Here is a 14,110-nt window from a genome sequence, read left to right as displayed (position 1 = left end):
GTTGAACAGGGTGTTGCGGCTGGAAAAGATGTAGCTCGGGCCGTTGTCGCCCAGCGTCAGTCGATAGGGCGAAGTCAAATCGGCATTGGGCGTGACTTTAATGGCCGTTGCCGTGGCGGTACCGGTGGCAAACAGCCCGGCTGCCAGCAACAGGCCCAGCAATAGGCGGACCGATAGACGCTTGAGTGAGGTCATGATCGTGCTCCGTGATCCGATATAGGGGGACCCGGGTCACGCAAAATCGCGGCCAGACGGGCAAAGCTTATGATTTACCAGTAATTACAATGCAGCGGCGTCGCCTAATGTCAGGCGTTTCGACATGTAATGACGATTATCCAAGCGGCGTTTTTTCGGTTCGCTTGGACGGTTGTATTGTCGTATCAAGCGCTTGGCGGACTGGCTGCCGACCTAGGTCGTATGTTGTCGATGTCGACGGGTGGCCAGCCTTTGCGGCGCGCCGGCGTCGGGGCGTTCAGAACTGCCACTGCATTACGATCGCGGTCGTGATCAGCAGCGCCATGGCCTGGTGGAAAGCCACGACCGCACCGGGCGCCTTGGGCTTGAGATTGACCGCCTGGAACAGAATGAAGCCGATCGCCACCTGTGCCAGCACCAGCGCGAAAGCCACCGGATAAGTCGGCATATACCAGCCCAGCGTGCCGACCACCAGCAGCCCGGCAATGCCGTGCAGCACGAAGATCCATTGCGGCTGGCGCTGCGGCACCGAGAACTGGCCGAGCGGTTGGCCGAAGCCGCGCCCGCCGGTGACCACGCCGCCCATGAAGATCGCGAACAGCAGCGGATGGGTCGGGATGATGATCAGCAGATAATAGCCCAGCCCGATGTTGGCATGCGCCAGCGGCAGAATATAGGCGATGAACACCAGATAAGCCAGCAACCCGTGCGTGCCATGCACGATCGCCGGCGCGCGTCCGGCCAGCACATACAGCACGCCCATGCCGAACAGTGCCGTGGCCACGATCAGGCCCAACCCGAGAAACATTTCGTAGACCGGGTCCAGGATCGCCAGCGCCACGCCGACCAGACCCACGAGCGTCGCCACCACGCGGTGCGCGGCCTCGGGGTCGCCGCGCAGCATCAGCACCACGATGTTCTTGGTATACGGCCAGCGCGTGCCCAGCGCCAAACCGAAACCAAAGCCCTCGACGATGCTGCCGAGCATGATCAGCACGGCGGCGAACACCACCTGGGCCACCAGCAGGCCGTGCGCGAACTGGGCGCGCAGGCCGCCGCCGAAGGTCAGCCCCTGGTACAGCCCGAGGAGCGCGCCAATCGCCAGCAACCCGCCGATGGCCAGCCCGACCGCGCGCACCAGCCAAGTCAGTTCGCCTTCGACGACATGATGCGGATCGGCCGAGGGATCGCGCGATCGCTGCGCTGAACTCGCGTATTCAAAAGCCATGATGTTTTCTCGTTAGGATCGGTCGACGCCGCCGACCGGCGTCTCGCGGCCGGGCCATGATGTCTGCGATGGATCGCGCCGGCAACTGCGGCGACTGGCTGTCGTGCCCGATCGAATACGCAATCATCGGCCCTTTGGAGGCCCTAGTGCATCGTCGGCGGCGGCGCGTTCGGGTTGTCGATCAGGGCTTCGACGTCGGCCGGGCTGAACACGTAGACGGTATTGCAGAAATGGCATTGGGTCTCGATCTCGCCGCGTTCTTCGATAACGCTTCGCAGTTCGTCGGCGCCGAGCTGGTGCAAGGCGGCGCCAAAGCGTTCGCGCGAGCAGGTGCAGGCGAATGTCACCGGTGCCGGGTCGAACAGCCGGGGCTGTTCCTCGTGGAACAGGCGATACAGCACGGCGCGGGTATCCAGACCGGTGAGTTCATCGCCGGTGATGGTCGCCGCCAGATGGTTGAGCCGGTCCCAGGCGTCGATATCGGCATCGGCCGCGAGCGAGGAGCCTTCGGCGGGTAGCTTCTGGAGCAACAGGCCGGCCGCGCCCTGTTCGTCGGCGGCCAGCCAGAGCCGGGTCGGCAACTGCTCGGATTGGGCGAAATAAGCCTCGACACAGCCGGCGATGGTGGGCTGGTCGAGCGCGACGATGCCCTGATAGCGACGGCCCTCGCGGGGATCGAGCGTGATCACGACCTTGCCGTCGCCGAGCAGCCCGTGCAGGGACATGTCGTCGAGCGCGGCCACGCCGTCGTGATCGAAACGGGCGATGCCGCGCAGGCGCTGGGCGCGTTCATGATTGCCCGGGTTGGATTCGGCCATCAACAGATTGACCGCGCCGCTGCCACGCAACTCGATGCCGAGCGAGCCCTCGAGCTTAACCGTCGCGGTCAGCAGCGCACAGGCCGCCAGCAACTCGCCCAACAGGCGCTGGATGGGCTCGGGATAGTCGTGGTTGGCAAGCGCCTCATGATAGGTCGATTCGAGTTGGGCGATTTCGCCGCGAACGGCGGTTCCGTCGAAAAGAAAGCGTTGCAATTGGTCGGCGGCCATGCGGGCAAATGCTCTTGTCGCGTATGCCTATGAAATAGGCATCGGGATGGTTTTATTCAACGGCCGGCGCTATCCATACGTTTTTCGCTGTCGCGCCAGAGCGCTACGGCCAGGTTCATATCGCGCGCGGCCGCGGTCGTGCGGGCCGGTTTGCGCTTGACGAAATATTCGCCGCTGATCTCGCGCGCGGCATCGGCCGTGGCCAGCCAGATGCCGGTATCCGCGCCCTCGGCCGGGCTAATCAGCGTTGACCCGAGCAGGCGTTGAATGATCGTCGGCAGTTCGCTCCACAGACCGGTGGCGACCGCGCCGGGGTGAAAACAGTTGGCCGTGACCGGCGTGTCGGCGAGGCGCTTGGCCAGCTCGCGGGTGAACAGGATATTGGCGAGTTTGGCCTGGGCGTAGGCGAACACGGCCGCCCGGTGCTTGCGCGGGGCGTCGAAGTTGTCGAAACGCAGCCGCCCGAGCCGGTGCGCCAGCGAGGCGGTGACCACGATCCGCCCGGCCGGGGCGGCGACCACCGCGTCGCGCAATTGCCGGACCAGTCGGAAATGGCCGAAATGCATGATGCCGATCATCGCTTCCAGCCCGTTCGGCAATGCGCGCGTGCCGTGGGTGTACAGCCCGGCGTTGAGGATCAGCACGTCGAGCGTCGGCATGCGCTGAAGAAGTTGCTCGGCGAAACGGTCGATATCGGCGAAATCGCCGAGATCCAGCGCCATGGCTTCAATGCGGGCGTCGGGATCGGCCTTGCGTATGGCCTCGGTCGCGGCCTGGGACTTAGCCAAATCCCGCGAGGCAATGAGCACATGGTCGCCGTGGGCGGCCAGCGCGGCGGCCATTTCGCGGCCGATGCCGTTGTTGCCGCCGGTTATCAATACGTTGCGCGCCATCTCGGCCGATCCGCGGGTTGCGGGAGGTTTACGCCGAATATACAAACATTCGTGATCAATGCGTAGCCGTTCGCTGGCATGATAAGACTAGGGTTCGACCGGAGCGAGATCGGCCATGCGCGCTTACGTGATTCACGGACCACAGGATTTACGGCTCGACGACGTGCCCGAGCGCGATCTCGGCCCGCGGGAGGTGCGTCTCGCGCTGGTCTATGGCGGCATTTGTGGCTCGGATCTGCATTATGTTGCCGAGGGCCGCGCCGGCAATTCCGTGCTGCGCGACCCGATGGTGCTGGGCCACGAGCTCTCCGGCCGCGTGGTCGAAGCCGGTTCGGCGGTCACCGATCTGGCGCCCGGCACGCCGGTGGCGGTCAACCCCGCGTTGTCCTGCGGCGCGTGCCGGATGTGTCGCGCCGGCCGCACGAATCTGTGTTTTTCCATGCGCTACATGGGCAGCGCGGCCTATCGTCCACACACCGAAGGCGGTTTCGCCGAGCGCCCGGTGGTCGACCGCGACCAGTGCGTCATTCTGGCCGACGATGCCGATTTGGCACGGGCGGCGCTGGCCGAGCCGTATTCGATCGCCGCCCACGCCGTGAACCGGGCGGGCGTGGCCGGGGCCCGCGTGCTGATCACCGGCGGCGGCACGATCGGCGCGCTGTCGGCGATCGCGGCCCTGCGCGCGGGTGCCGCGCGGGTCACGGTGGCCGATATTCAATCCGGGGCGCGCGAGCGGGTGGCGAAGCTTGCCGGCGTGGACGTACTGGACGCGGGCAACGACGACGCGATCGCCGCGCTGGCGGCCGATCCGGCATTCGATGTCGCAATCGAGGCCGCCGGGGCCGCGGCCGCGCTCAACATGGCCATGAGCTGCGTCGAGCCCGGCGCGCGCGTCGTCCAAGTCGGCTTTTTGCCGACTTCCGGCATCGACCTCAACCTGTTGATTACGCGAGAAATCGAGCTGCTCGGCAGCTATCGCTTCGTCGACGAGTTCGACGCCGCCGTGGCCGCCGTGCTGGCCGACGACCGGCTCGCCGCGGCGATCACCGGCCGCCACGCTTTTGCCGACGCCGAGGCGGCGTTTGCCAGCGCCGCCGACAAGACGCGTCATCTCAAGGTCATGATCGGCGCCGACGCAGCTCGGCGTTAAATGGTATCTAGACGGCGTCGGAAGCGCCGCGGGGCTGGCTGCCGAACTGGTCGCCGATCGCGCGATAGGTGCGGGCGTGGCCGACGATCGCCCCGTCCTGCATCAGCACCAACCGGTCGAAGCGCTCGCAGAGTTCACTTGCGTTGGCCGGACGCATGAAAACCGGCGCGCCGACACAAAGCTCGTTATCGGCATCGAAGATCGGTAGCTGACCGGCGCCCGCGCCGGCCAAATCGTCCAATTCGGCCGCGCGCGGCAGGTAGACAGCCGGCAGCGTGGTGCCCTTGCGGGTATCCGGCGCGGTGTAGCCGCCGCTGAGCGTGGCGTAGAGCTGGGTGTCGGTGCGGCGCATGATTTCGCTGGCATAGCCGGCCGCGGGCGTTTCCGACTTGGCTTCGGTGGCTGAGGCATCGGCCAGGCCAAAGAACGCCGCGCCGACGGTAATTTCGGTCACGGAGGGGTCGTTGGCGTTGAACGACAGCTCGCCGATGCCGCCGCAGTCGACCAGCGACGGTTTCAGGCCGGCCTCGGACAGGGCCGATATCACGCCGGCTCGGGCGTCGAGCAAATGCCGGCCGTTGCGTTGGTCCTGCCCGGACCGGGTTTGGCGCTGGGTGTCGAAAATCAGCACGCCGCGAAACGACAGATTGTCGCGGGCGTCGATGGCGCGCGCCAGTTCGACCAGCGCCTTGGTGTCGTGGACCGCGCTGCGTCGGCTCGGCGAAGCGTCGTCGATGCCGGCCGAGGTATCGATTTCCACGCACAGCGGCAGCTCGACCTCGGCCGCCCGCGCGGTCTCGTCGAGCATGTCGAGGGTGTCGGTGCTGTCCACGGTCAGCGTCAACCCGTGGCCCTGGCCGATGGCGGCGCAGAGCCGTTTGACCGGTGCCGGCTGGACCACCGGAAAGGCCACCAGGAAATCGTTGAGTTCCGAGTAGCCGGCCAGATAAAGCGCTTCGTCCACGGTCGCGCACTTCACCCCGTGGAACCGCGCGTTGGCGCGCATCACCCGTTCGATGATCTCCGGGCAGCGCAGTACGCGCGCATCCACCCGCAGCGGCTTGTTGGCCGCGATGTCCAGCACCGAGCGGATATGGGCTTCGAGCTGATCGAGATCGACATAGGCGAAGGGCAGCGCCTGATCGGCGAAGGCCTCGCGATAATAATCGTAGGTCGGCCGCGGCTTGCCATTGGCTTGGCTGTCGGCTTGGCCGTGGTCGATATAGGCGTCGGGGTGCAGGCCGGCGAAAAGCGCGAATTCCACGCGGTCGCGTAGGGCGTCCGCCGCGGCTCGATCGGCGGCCTCGGCCGTGGCGGGCTCGAGAATATCGACCGTCACGCGGCCCGGCCGCGGCAGGATGCCGGTTTCCGGCAGGATTTTGTCGGTGCCGCGCAGCGCGACCGGCACCATCGGCACGCCGGCCTTGGCGGCCAGAAACGAAGCGCCGTCGCGAAACGGCAGCAGACCGCGATCGGGGGTGAATGTGCCTTCCGGAAAGATCGCGATGGATTGGCCCGCCTGCAACGATTCTAGAATCGCCAGCGTGTCGCGCCCGGCCGCCATCGCCGGCTCGCGTTCGACGAACCGGGAGCCGATCCGCGCCAGTACACGGCCGACGATCGGCACGCGCTCCATGTCGCGCTTGATTACCGGGGCAAAGTGCGGCGGTAGGGCGGCGGTCAACACCAGCCCGTCGAGATAGCTTTGGTGGTTGGCGATGACCACGCACGGATCGTCCGGCAGACGATCGAGATGCGAGAATCGATAGGGGATGCCGCTGGCGGCCAGCATCAGGCGGATCGCGCGGCGGGCCACGCGCCGGCGCAGGTCAAGCCCCGGCAGGACCAAGAGCAGCGCGCCGCCGATGATGATGACGATCAGCCAGATGGTGAAGGCGTAGACGCCGTACAGCGAGCATAAAATAGTCGATACCTTGCGCATGGCCCCTTCCCGAAGCATCCAACGCTACATTTTAGGATCTTGTCGAGCGCTCCGGTATCCGTGGGACTGCCGAGGCGTGTAGCGGGCCGGTTGCCGGCTACGGCATCATGAGCGTTTGTTATCACGGACGAAGGAAGGCATGCATCCAAGCCCGGACGACTCGTCCCGTGCCGGCTCACCGCGTCGTGAATGGCCCAGCGACATCCCCATGGCCGGCTGGCTGTCGATTCTGCGCGGCGTGGCGCGCGGCATGGGCCGGCATCAGCTGAGCATCGACGCGGCGGCGATCTCGTTTCTGGCGCTGTTCGCGATTTTTTCGTCGGTATCGGCGTTCGTGGCTTTCTACGGCTTGCTGGCCAATCCGGTCTTCGTGGTCAAGCAGATGAGCGCGATGGCGGGTTTCGTGCCCGCCGATGTCGTGATCTCGATGATCAGCCAGATGAAGGACGTGGCCACGCGCGCCGCGCCGACGCTGTGGGCGGCGGGCGTGTTTAGCCTGGTGGTATCGGTCTGGTGCGCCCAGCAAGGCGTCGGCGCGCTCATGGTCGCGCTCAATGCGGCTTATCAGCAGCCGGTCGCGGTCGACGGCTGGCGTTATCTGTTTCGTTCGCTGCTCCTGGCGCTGGCCGTGATCACGGGCCTGGTGTTGGTCTCGCTGTTGGCGATCGGGGTGCCGATCGTCGCCCAGATGTACTGGTCCGATTTGTGGCTGGCCGAATGCGCGCGTGCAGCCGGCATGGCGCTCGGCGGGTTGATCCTGTTCTTCGGCCTGGCCGCGCTGTATCGCTGGGTGCCGGACCGGACGCCGCCGCGCTGGCGCTGGGTGCGGGTGGGCGCGGCGCTGGTGGTCGTGTTTTGGACCATCGCGTCCAGCCTGTTCTCGGTGTTTCTCGCCTACTCGGATTCGTATACCGCGATGTACGGCTCGCTCTCGGGCGTGGTGCTGCTGCTCACGCTGACTTATGTGACCGTGGTCACGGTTTTGGCGGGGGCCGAGATCAACGCCCAGATCGAGGCGCATTGCGATACGCCGGCGGAGTAGCCGCGCTGCGCGCTTATTCATACGGGCCGTCGCGGGGCAGGTGCGGCTTTTCGCCGATCACGTCTTGGACGTAACAGAGCTGGATGATCACCGCGATCACCAGCGCGATCGGGGTGGCCAGGGCGACGCCCAGCACGCCCGCGATCGTGCCGCCGATGACCTGGACCGACAATAAAAAAGCCGGGGCGATCGAGGCGGCGCGGCGCTGGATCATGGGCGCCATCAGGTAGCCCTCGATGATATGCAGCCCCAGATACAGCAGGCCGACATAGAACATCGCCCAGACGCCGTGCAGGCCGGCGATCAGCAGCGCCGGCACCGCCGAGACCAGCGCGCCCAGATACGGGATGAAGGTCAAAAGCCCGGCCGATAATCCGAGCAGCAGCGGAAAAGGAATACCGATCAGCCACAGGCCGGCGACGCTGCCGACGCCGACCAGGGTCATGGAAATCGCGCGCCCCGTCAGCCAGCGACGGACCGCGTCGGCGGCCTCGTGGGCAATGAAATCCATGCGCTCCTGTCGGTCCGGCGGAAACAGGCGTAACAGTCCGTGGTAGTAGATTTGGGGTCGCAGTCCCAAGTAGATGCCGATGATGAGCACTAAGAACAGATCGGTCACCATGGTCAGCGTCACCGAGGCGGCGCTCGAGATTTCGCTGGCCAGATGCTCGCCGAGCGAGCTGCCCGAACCCGAACCCGAATCGCCGGACGACGTGGATGAACCCAACAGGTTCTGGGTAAATTGGTATTGCTGTAGCTTGTCCTGTAGCTGGTTGATCGATTGCACGATCTGATGCTGCAGCTTGGGCGCCTGGGAGGCGACGTTCATGGTGCCCAGCGCCACGGCCACGCCGAGCACCAGGGGAAGCAGCACCGTCACCGTGATCACCGAGGTGTGGCGGCCCAGCCCGGAGACGCGCGACAGGGCCCGAGCCAGGGCGTCGAGCGCGACCGCCACCAAAAACGCCGCGAAGATCAGCAACGCCGCATGGCCGATCGTCCAGATGAACCAGAGCACCGCCACCGTGCCGATCGTGATGCCCGACACGATCAGACAGCGGCGCCAAAAATCGCCGAGGCCGGGGCTGGCTTGGCTCATAATCGCTCCTGTGGCTCGACCGCGGTCCAGACGGCCGGTTTATGGCTTTGCTTCAAAGCGTATTTACAACACTACGGCGCTTGCTGTTTCGGACCTGTCCGGAGCTTGAAATGCCCACGTGCCGCCCCGGCGCGACGCTGCCTGTGCTCGGGGCATGCCCAAACCGACCACGCTCGCTACGACGGGTAAACACCCTCTCAAGGTTATAAATATCGCATGATCGCCCGGCCCATCGGCCACGGCTATCCGGACAAACGCCGAGACCGCGCTGTGGCAAACTGGCCGGCTGACCCGCAGGCGACGATCATGGTGGATAGCGCCGAGACCGAAGTCACGCCGCGCCGTATTCTCGCGCTCGCGCTGCCGGCGCTGGGGGTGCTGGCGGCCGAGCCGCTTTATGTGCTGATCGATACCGCGGTGGTGGGACATCTCGGCGCGGTGCCGCTGGCGGGTTTGGCGCTCGGCGGTACGCTGTTGAGCGTGCTGACCAGCCAGCTCACCTTCCTGTCCTATGGCACCACCGCCCGTACCTCGCGGCTCTACGGCGCGCACCGGCGGGCCGAGGCAGTGGCCGAGGGCGGCCAGGCGACCTGGCTGGCGATCGCGGTGGGGCTTTTCGTGTTCGTGCTCGGCGAGATCTTCGCCCACGATCTGGCGCTGCTGCTGGCCGGCCCGGGCGGCATCGCCGATGCGGCCGGCCGGTGGCTGCGCATTGCGCTACTCGGCGCGCCGGCGATTCTGATCACCCTGGCCGGCAACGGGTGGATGCGCGGCGTCCAGGACACGGTGCGGCCGCTGCGCTACGTGCTCGCGGCCAACGTCGCTTCGGCGATCGTCTGTCCGATCCTGGTCTATCCGCTGGGCTTCGGGCTGGCCGGTTCGGCGATCGCCAACGTGCTGGCGCAGAGTGTCGCCGCGATACTGTTTCTGATCGCGTTGCTGCGCGAGCGAGCGATGGCCCGGCCGAGCCTGGCCGTCATGCGGGCGCAGATGGTGCTCGGGCGCGATCTGATTCTGCGCAGCGCCTCGTTCCAGATCTGTTTTCTGTCCGCCGCGGCGGTGGCGGCCCGCTATTCGGCCGCAGCCGCCGGCGCGCACCAGATCGTCTACGAGTTGTGGTCGTTCCTGTCACTGATCCTCGATTCGCTGGCGATCGCCGCGCAGGCGCTGGTCGGGGCCGCGCTCGGCGGCGACCGCGCCGCCGACGCCCAGCGCGTGGCGTGGCGGATCACCGGTTATTCGCTCGTGCTCGGTATCGCGCTCGGCGTGATCTTCGCCGCGGCTTATCCGGTGTTGCCGCATGCCTTCACCGACGATCCGGCGGTGCTGGCGCAGATTCCCTATGCCTGGTGGCTGTTCGTCGTCCAGCAGCCGGTCGCCGGCGTCGTGTTCGCGCTGGACGGCGTGCTGCTCGGCGCCGGCGACGCCGCGTTTTTGCGTACCAGCACGCTCGGCGCCGCTCTGCTCGGTTTTCTGCCGCTGATCTGGCTGGCTTATGCACTGGGCTGGGGGCTGGCCGGAATCTGGGCCGGGCTGACCGTGTTCCTGCTTGCCCGGCTCGTGGCCACGGCTTGGCGTACGCGGTCCGGCGCATGGGCGGTTAGCGGCATTTGAGCGTTCATCATCGAGGGCGTGTTCCCGTTTCTGATCGCGGCGCCGTTGTGGTGGCGGCTGGCCGCGGACCGGCCGTCCGAGGCGCGCTGGGTCTCGGATGCCGAGCGCGATTACATCGAAGGCGCCATCGCCGAGGAGCAGCGCCATGCGCCCGAGGCGAAGGGCTATCGCGATGTGTTTTAAAGCGCCACGGTGTGGAAGCTGGTGGCGGTCTACTTCCTGATCCAGATTGGTTTCTATGGCTTGAATCTGTGGCTGCCGACGCTGATCCAAACCCTCACCCAGCGCGGTTTCGTGGCGGTGGGCGTGCTCGCCGCGCTGCCCTATGTCGTGGCCGGTTTCGGGCTCTGGTTCAACGGCTGGCTCGCCGATCGCACCGGCCGCTATGCGTTGCATGTGTTCATCGCCATGCTGATAGCCGCGATCTCGCTGGTCGGCTCGGTGCTGGTGGGGCATGCCTATATCGCTATCTCGATGGCGCTGATCTGCCTGGCCATGGGCGGCGCGCTGGCCTACGACGGGCCGTTTTGGGCCGCCGCCTCGACCACCATGCCGGCCGCGGTGCTGGGCGGCGCGCTCGGGCTGATCAATGCGCTGGGTAATCTCGGCGGCTTTGTCGGCCCGTACGTCGGCGGCTATCTGCAGGACGCCAGCGGCGGCAGCTTCGTCGGCACCGCGGCTTTTCTGGCCGCCATGCTGCTGCTCGCCGGTATCGTCATGTTTAGCGTGAAAGCCGATCGGCCTGCGCAGCCGAAGCGCCAACCCGGCTGATCGGTGCGACGTGTATTCCGTGCGGCCCGTGCGGTGTTCGGCCGCATGGGATGCACGCGCTATCATGACGCGGCTATTCGGCGGTTTCCACGGCCCATGCCCGCCACGCGCCAATTGAATCTCGTTGCCTGGATCTGCGAGGGCGCCGGTCTCGCCGGCGTGGCCGCCACGCTGGCCGCCTGCGTGCTGGCCTACAACGGCAGCTCACAGCCTGGCTTTTGGATCGCGGCGGCGATCTCGCTGGGCGCGAATCTACTCTATATCACCCATGTCTTCGCCCAGCGCGCCACCGGCAACAGCGCGCTGAGCTGGCGCGAACTGATTCTGGCCACCATCGTGCCGACGGCGGCGCTGATCGTGACGATCGTGGTGGCGGGCCAGATGGTGGGCCAGAGCGGCGATCTGTTTCATCTGCCGTTCGCGGGAGCCGGCCGCTACGCCGAGTAAGCATGTGATCGCGCGTTGGCGCCGATTGCCCGGCCGCGATGCTTACCCGGTTCGATCAGGCTTCCGGCTCGTAGCCGAGGTTCGGGCCGAGCCATTTTTCGGCGGTCTCGACGTCCCAGCCCTTGCGCTTCGCGTAGTCGCGAACCTGGTCCTTGGCCACGCGGCCGAGCACGAAATAGCGCGACTCCGGATGCGCCAAGTACCAGCCGGAGACGGCGGCACCCGGCCACATGGCGCGCGAGTCGGTAAGTTCGATGCCGGTGTGGTTCTCCACGTCCAGCAGCGCCCATAATGCGTCCTTGCCGGTGTGTTCCGGGCAGGCCGGGTAGCCGGGCGCGGGGCGGATGCCGGCGTATTTCTCGCCGATGAGCTCGGCGTTGCCCAGATCCTCGTCGGGTACGTAGCCCCAGATCTCGGTACGTACGTGGCGATGCATCCATTCTGCGAAGGCTTCGGCCAGCCGATCGGCCAGGGCTTCGACGAGAATGGCGTTGTAGTCGTCGTGTTCGGCCTTGAACGCCTCGACTTTGGCCGCGGCGCCGAGCCCGGTGGTGACCGCGAAACCGCCGATCCAATCGTCGATGCCGGCAGCCGCCGGGGCGACGAAATCCGACAGGTTGCGGTTGGGCACGCCCTTGCGATGCTCGGCCTGCTGGCGTAGTTGATGCACCACCGAGACGACCTCCGAACGGTCGTCGGACAGCACTTCGATATCGTCGAAGTTGGCCGCGGTGCGCGCCGGGAACAGCCCGATCACGCCGCGCGCGGTCAGCCATTTTTCGTCGATGATCTGGCCCAGCATGGCCTGGGCGTCGTCGAACAGCTTGCGCGCCTCCTTGCCCTTGTTCGGGTCGTTGAGGATGTCGGGATAACGGCCCTTCATCTCCCAGGACAGGAAGAACGGCGTCCAGTCGATGGTTTCGATCAATTCCTCGATCGGAAAATCCTCGAACACATACAGGCCGGAGACACCGTCATCCGCGCCGCCGTTATACGGCAACGCTTGGCGCTTGGCGTAGGCCGTCTCGCTCGGCAGCCTCGGCGCGGGCGGCGTGTAATCGGACCAGTCGAGCCGGACCCGGTTGTCGCGCGCGTCGTCCAGACTCACGAACTTGGTCTGACGCTTGGCGGCATGCCGCTCGCGCATCTTGTCGTACTCTTGCCCCAGCTCGGCGACCAGTTTTTCGCGCGCGTCCTTGCTGACCATCTTGGAGGCCACCGGCACCGAGCGGCTGGCGTCCTTTACCCACATGACGGCGCCGTCATAGGCCGGATCGATCTTGACCGCGGTATGCGCCCTGGAGGTGGTGGCGCCGCCGATCAGCAGCGGCGTGTTCAGGGACCGCCGCTGCATTTCGGCGGCCACGTTCACCATCTCGTCCAGCGATGGGGTGATCAGGCCGGACAGACCGATGATGTCGGCGTTATGTTCTTCGGCGGCGGCCAGGATATCGTTCATCGGCACCATCACGCCGAGATCGATCACCTCGAAGTTGTTGCACTGGAGCACTACGCCGACGATGTTCTTGCCGATGTCGTGCACGTCGCCCTTCACGGTCGCCATGATGATGGTGCCGTTGTTGGAGCCCTTGTCGTTGTCGGCCTTTCCTTCCTCGATGTAGGGCATGAGATAGGCCACGGCCTTTTTCATCACGCGCGCGGATTTGACCACCTGCGGCAGGAACATCTTGCCGGCGCCGAACAGGTCGCCGACCACGTTCATGCCGTCCATCAGCGGGCCTTCGATCACGTCCAGCGGCTTGTCGGCTCGCTGCCGGGCTTCCTCGGTGTCTTCTACGACGTAGGTATCGATGCCCTTGACCAGCGCGTGTTCGAGCCGCTTCTCGACCGCCTGTTCGCGCCAAGCGGTGTCCTGTTCGGCTTCCTTCTTGGCGCCTTCGCCCTTGTACCGTTCGGCGATCTCCAGCAGCCGGTCGGTGGCATCCGAGCGTCGGTTGAGCACGACGTCCTCGCAGGCTTCGCGCAGCGCGTCGGGAATGTCGTCGTAGACCTCGAGCTGGCCGGCGTTGACGATCGCCATGTCCAGGCCCGCCGGAATGGCGTGATAGAGAAACACCGAATGCATCGCCCGGCGCACCGGTTCGTTGCCGCGGAAGGAAAACGACACGTTCGACAGCCCGCCCGAGATATGGCAACCGGGGCAGGCTTCACGCACGCGCTTGGCCGCGTTGATGAAATCGACCGCGTAATTATTGTGTTCCTCGATGCCGGTGGCGATCGCGAAGATGTTGAGATCGAAAATAATGTCCTCGGGCGGGAAGTCGAGTTTTTCGACCAGCATGTGGTAGGCGCGCCGGGCGATTTCGACCTTGCGATCCTCGGTGTCGGCCTGACCTTCTTGATCGAAGGCCATGACCACGACAGCGGCCCCGTAGTCCAGGCATGCCTGGGCCTGGTTGAGGAACTTCTCCTCGCCTGCCTTGAGCGAGATGGAATTGACCATCCCCTTGCCTTGGATGCACTGCAGCCCGGCCTCGATGACTTCCCATTTCGAGGAGTCGACCATCACCGGCACCTTGGCGATGTCCGGCTCGCCGGCGATCAGGTTCAGGAACTTGGTCATCGCGGCGGCCGAGTCCAGCATCCCCTCGTCCATGTTGACGTCGATGACCTGGGCGCCGTTCTCGACCTGGTTGCGGGCCACATCCAGCGCGGTGTC

Annotated in this window: 13 protein-coding genes; 6 read left to right on the top strand and 7 right to left on the bottom strand. The window is 65.9% G+C overall.

All coding sequences use genetic code 11. The features are described 5' to 3' along the window. The 4 genes from VFJ08_RS09575 to VFJ08_RS09560 all read right to left on the bottom strand — a co-directional run. Positions 1 to 195, bottom strand: a 195-nt coding sequence (locus VFJ08_RS09575) for a hypothetical protein (protein WP_324996976.1), incomplete at its 3' end; no start/stop codon positions are given. A gap of 277 nt (positions 196 to 472) precedes the next feature. Continuing rightward, positions 473 to 1,423 carry a hypothetical protein gene (locus VFJ08_RS09570; RefSeq protein ID WP_324996975.1) on the bottom strand — a complete coding sequence of 317 codons (951 nt, stop codon included), beginning with the start codon at positions 1,421 to 1,423 and terminating at the stop codon, positions 473 to 475. Between the two features lie 143 nt (positions 1,424 to 1,566). Next, a complete protein-coding gene (gene hslO, locus VFJ08_RS09565) occupies positions 1,567 to 2,472 on the bottom strand; it encodes an Hsp33 family molecular chaperone HslO (protein WP_324996974.1) in 906 nt (301 codons plus the stop codon). Positions 2,473 to 2,528: 56 nt separating this feature from the next. After that, positions 2,529 to 3,365 (bottom strand): SDR family NAD(P)-dependent oxidoreductase, encoded by an 837-nt coding sequence (locus VFJ08_RS09560; RefSeq protein ID WP_324996973.1) that lies wholly within the window; start codon positions 3,363 to 3,365, stop codon positions 2,529 to 2,531. A 115-nt stretch (positions 3,366 to 3,480) separates the two neighbouring features. Between VFJ08_RS09560 and VFJ08_RS09555 the strand changes: the two genes are divergently transcribed. Beyond that, entirely contained in the window at positions 3,481 to 4,515 is a 1,035-nt protein-coding gene (locus tag VFJ08_RS09555) for an alcohol dehydrogenase catalytic domain-containing protein (RefSeq protein ID WP_324996972.1), read from the top strand. 7 nt (positions 4,516 to 4,522) lie between these two features. Here VFJ08_RS09555 and VFJ08_RS09550 read toward each other — a convergent pair whose 3' ends face one another. Then, positions 4,523 to 6,457 carry a 1-acyl-sn-glycerol-3-phosphate acyltransferase gene (locus tag VFJ08_RS09550; protein ID WP_324996971.1) on the bottom strand — a complete coding sequence of 645 codons (1,935 nt, stop codon included), beginning with the start codon at positions 6,455 to 6,457 and terminating at the stop codon, positions 4,523 to 4,525. Positions 6,458 to 6,596: 139 nt separating this feature from the next. On the opposite strand from VFJ08_RS09550, the gene VFJ08_RS09545 reads away from it, so the two are divergent. Next, a complete protein-coding gene (locus VFJ08_RS09545; protein WP_324996970.1) occupies positions 6,597 to 7,499 on the top strand; it encodes a YihY/virulence factor BrkB family protein in 903 nt (300 codons plus the stop codon). Between the two features lie 13 nt (positions 7,500 to 7,512). Here the strand turns inward: VFJ08_RS09545 and VFJ08_RS09540 are convergent, their stop codons facing one another. Further along, positions 7,513 to 8,598, bottom strand: a complete 1,086-nt coding sequence (locus VFJ08_RS09540) for an AI-2E family transporter (protein ID WP_324996969.1) — start codon at positions 8,596 to 8,598, stop codon at positions 7,513 to 7,515. Between the two features lie 306 nt (positions 8,599 to 8,904). Here VFJ08_RS09540 and VFJ08_RS09535 point away from each other — a divergent pair, with 306 nt between their 5' ends. Genes VFJ08_RS09535 through VFJ08_RS09520 form a run of 4 tightly spaced genes read left to right on the top strand, consistent with a single transcriptional unit; the run spans position 8,905 to position 11,430 of the window. Then, positions 8,905 to 10,212 carry an MATE family efflux transporter gene (locus VFJ08_RS09535; RefSeq protein ID WP_349256985.1) on the top strand — a complete coding sequence of 436 codons (1,308 nt, stop codon included), beginning with the start codon at positions 8,905 to 8,907 and terminating at the stop codon, positions 10,210 to 10,212. An 18-nt stretch (positions 10,213 to 10,230) separates the two neighbouring features. Then, positions 10,231 to 10,395 carry a hypothetical protein gene (locus VFJ08_RS09530; protein WP_324996967.1) on the top strand — a complete coding sequence of 55 codons (165 nt, stop codon included), beginning with the start codon at positions 10,231 to 10,233 and terminating at the stop codon, positions 10,393 to 10,395. A 9-nt stretch (positions 10,396 to 10,404) separates the two neighbouring features. Continuing rightward, positions 10,405 to 10,983, top strand: coding sequence for an MFS transporter (locus VFJ08_RS09525; RefSeq protein WP_324996966.1), 579 nt, complete (start codon positions 10,405 to 10,407; stop codon positions 10,981 to 10,983). Between the two features lie 3 nt (positions 10,984 to 10,986). Continuing rightward, the gene (locus tag VFJ08_RS09520; protein ID WP_324996965.1) at positions 10,987 to 11,430 is read left to right on the top strand and encodes a hypothetical protein; all 444 of its coding nucleotides are present in this window, start codon (positions 10,987 to 10,989) and stop codon (positions 11,428 to 11,430) included. A gap of 55 nt (positions 11,431 to 11,485) precedes the next feature. Here VFJ08_RS09520 and metH read toward each other — a convergent pair. Next, on the bottom strand, positions 11,486 to 14,110 hold a 2,625-nt coding region (gene metH / locus VFJ08_RS09515; RefSeq protein WP_324996964.1), incomplete at its 5' end, for a methionine synthase.

It is taken from the genome of Salinisphaera sp. (genome assembly GCF_035690525.1).
GTDB lineage: Bacteria > Pseudomonadota > Gammaproteobacteria > Nevskiales > Salinisphaeraceae > Salinisphaera.
Note: the sequence above shows the minus strand (reverse complement) of the source record. Positions and strands in the feature narration are given on the sequence as shown.

What these genes read in the sequence shown, in the direction of transcription:
- VFJ08_RS09570 (WP_324996975.1), bottom strand. Translation starts at nt 1,423, where the DNA reads ATGGCTTTTGAATACGCGAGTTCAGCGCAGCGATCGCGCGATCCCTCG.
- hslO (WP_324996974.1), bottom strand. Translation starts at nt 2,472, where the DNA reads ATGGCCGCCGACCAATTGCAACGCTTTCTTTTCGACGGAACCGCCGTT.
- VFJ08_RS09560 (WP_324996973.1), bottom strand. Translation starts at nt 3,365, where the DNA reads ATGGCGCGCAACGTATTGATAACCGGCGGCAACAACGGCATCGGCCGC.
- VFJ08_RS09555 (WP_324996972.1), top strand. Translation starts at nt 3,481, where the DNA reads ATGCGCGCTTACGTGATTCACGGACCACAGGATTTACGGCTCGACGAC.
- VFJ08_RS09550 (WP_324996971.1), bottom strand. Translation starts at nt 6,457, where the DNA reads ATGCGCAAGGTATCGACTATTTTATGCTCGCTGTACGGCGTCTACGCC.
- VFJ08_RS09545 (WP_324996970.1), top strand. Translation starts at nt 6,597, where the DNA reads ATGCATCCAAGCCCGGACGACTCGTCCCGTGCCGGCTCACCGCGTCGT.
- VFJ08_RS09540 (WP_324996969.1), bottom strand. Translation starts at nt 8,598, where the DNA reads ATGAGCCAAGCCAGCCCCGGCCTCGGCGATTTTTGGCGCCGCTGTCTG.
- VFJ08_RS09535 (WP_349256985.1), top strand. Translation starts at nt 8,905, where the DNA reads ATGGTGGATAGCGCCGAGACCGAAGTCACGCCGCGCCGTATTCTCGCG.